The sequence below is a fragment of the Mesorhizobium sp. M7A.F.Ca.CA.002.15.2.1 genome, from assembly GCF_003998715.1.
In the GTDB taxonomy this organism is placed as follows: Bacteria; Pseudomonadota; Alphaproteobacteria; order Rhizobiales; family Rhizobiaceae; genus Mesorhizobium; species Mesorhizobium ciceri.
The window spans coordinates 1-2,011 of record NZ_RZPI01000865.1 but is presented as its reverse complement, the minus strand read 5'-3'; the positions used below and the strand labels follow the sequence as shown (position 1 = coordinate 2,011).

Below are 2,011 nucleotides of genomic sequence, written 5' to 3'. Positions count from 1 at the left end.
GGCGGAGAGCGGCACCATGCGCTCCTTGTCGCCCTTGCCGCGCACCATGAAGAAGCGGTCGTCGCGTTGCGCCACCGTCACCGGCAAGCCGACCAGCTCGGAAACGCGCAGGCCGGTGGCGTAAAGCACCTCGACCAGCGCATGCAGGCGCAGTGATGCCAGGCTGTCCCCATCGCCCGACGAGACATCGCCGGCTTCAATTGCTGCACGGTCGATCAGCCGGCCGGTGTCGGCCTCGCTCATCGTCTTGGGCAGCGGGCGGCCCTTTTTCGGGCTGTCCAGCGTGCCGGTCGGGTCATCGCCGCGCAGGCCTTCGGCGTAGAGGAATTTGAAGAACTGGCGGATCGCCGACAGTTTGCGCGCCTGCGACGTGGCGGCAAAGCCGCGGGCGGCAATGTCGTCGAGATAGGCGCGGATATCGGCGGCGGCGGCACCGGCCAGCCCGCCATCGATCGCGCCGGAAGCGTCCTCGAGGTCGCGGCGGTAGGAGGAAAGCGTGTTTTCTGCCGCGCCCCGCTCGGCGCTCATCATTTCCAGAAAGGCTTCGATGCGGGCGGCGCTGTTCATTCAGCCTGTCTTGTCATTCAGCTTTTCTTGGGATTGAGCTTTTCCGGAGGGATGCGCACGCTCATTTCCCCCTTCTTTGGCTCGACGAACATCACCAGTGCGAACATCGTACCATAGGCAATGCCAGCCAGAATCGCCGTTACCACGACAAAGCGAAACAGTGTCGGCATCAATTTTCGCCCGTCTTCTTGTTCTGCGTTTCCAAACCCTGTCCCCTTATGGGACGCCAATCCGGCCAATTCAAGGAAGAAGCTGGGGCCTGTTAGCAACTTCTGATGCAGACCCTGCCAGTCCATATCGGGTTCAAGGCACTTGCCACGCTTGACGCAAACGGGCTTTTCATGTCGATACGCCGGCAAAGAGGGCCTTCGAAACATCCGATGAACGCGCTGCCAGCAAATCCTCCAGACGAGAACCACGCCGCGTTGCTCGGCAGGCTGGGCAGCCGTTCCGTCGTCTTCGTCGGACTGATGGGCGCCGGCAAGACGGCGATCGGCCGCAAGGTGGCGACGATGCTGGCGCTGCCCTTCATAGACAGCGACCAGGAGATCGAAAGCGTCTCGCGCATGACCGTTCCGGAACTGTTCGAGCGCTACGGCGAGACCGAATTCAGGGCGCTGGAGCAGCGCGTCATCCTGCGCGTACTGGAAAACGGGCCGCAGGTGCTGTCGACCGGCGGCGGCGCCTTCATGAATGCGCAGACGCGCGAGGCGATTGCAGCGCAGGGCGTCTCGGTGTGGCTGAAGGCCGAACTCGACCTTCTGATGGATCGCGTCGCCAAGAAACAGAACCGGCCGCTCCTGAAAAGCGCCGACCCGCGCGCCGTGCTGGAGCGGCTGATGGGCGAGCGCTATCCGGTCTACGCGACATCGGACGTCACAGTGCCGACCCGCGACGACCGCAAGGAAGTCATCGCGACCGAGGTGGTGGACGCGCTGTGCCGGCATTTCGGCATTGATCAGGCGGCTGCGACGGGCGAGGTGGAACAGTGAGCATCGAGGCACCCGTTGTCGTCGAAGTCGGCCTTGGCGACCGGACCTACGACATTCTGATCGGCTCGGGGTTGTTGGCCCGCGCGGGTGCCGAGATTGCGCGCCGGCTGCCGGGCACACGCGCCGCGGTCGTCACCGACGCCAATGTCGCGGCAGCGCATCTCGGTGCGCTGAAGGCAGGCCTCGAAACGGGTGGCATCCAGACCGCCATCATCACACTGCCGGCCGGCGAGAAGACCAAGAGTTTTGCCCATCTCGAAGAGGTGGTCGACGGTGTGCTGGCTGCGAAACTGGAGCGCGGCGACATCGTCATCGCCTTCGGCGGCGGTGTTATCGGCGACCTTGCCGGCTTTGCCGCCGGCATCGTGCGGCGCGGCATGAATTTCGTGCAGATTCCGACCTCGCTGCTGGCGCAGGTCGATTCCTCGGTCGGCGGCAAGACCGGCATCAAC

The 2,011-nt window shown here is 64.2% G+C and carries 4 protein-coding genes; 2 read left to right on the top strand and 2 right to left on the bottom strand.

Annotated features, from left to right (window positions below; all coding sequences use genetic code 11):
- Both ENZ74_RS30415 and ENZ74_RS30410 read right to left on the bottom strand, forming a co-directional pair.
- The coding region (locus ENZ74_RS30415) for a site-specific integrase (protein ID WP_164761332.1) at positions 1-567 on the bottom strand (567 nt) is incomplete at its 3' end.
- Between the two features lie 17 nt (positions 568-584).
- Positions 585-737: a hypothetical protein gene (locus ENZ74_RS30410; RefSeq protein ID WP_013529356.1), complete on the bottom strand. Its 153-nt coding sequence runs from the start codon at positions 735-737 to the stop codon at positions 585-587.
- Between the two features lie 210 nt (positions 738-947).
- Between ENZ74_RS30410 and ENZ74_RS30405 the strand changes: the two genes are divergently transcribed.
- Together ENZ74_RS30405 and ENZ74_RS30400 are read left to right on the top strand one after the other, a co-directional pair.
- On the top strand, positions 948-1,559 hold the full coding sequence (locus tag ENZ74_RS30405) for a shikimate kinase (protein WP_024503735.1): 612 nt from the start codon (positions 948-950) through the stop codon (positions 1,557-1,559).
- The coding region (locus ENZ74_RS30400) for an iron-containing alcohol dehydrogenase (protein ID WP_127313241.1) at positions 1,556-2,011 on the top strand (456 nt) is incomplete at its 3' end. The genes ENZ74_RS30405 and ENZ74_RS30400, both read left to right, overlap by 4 nt.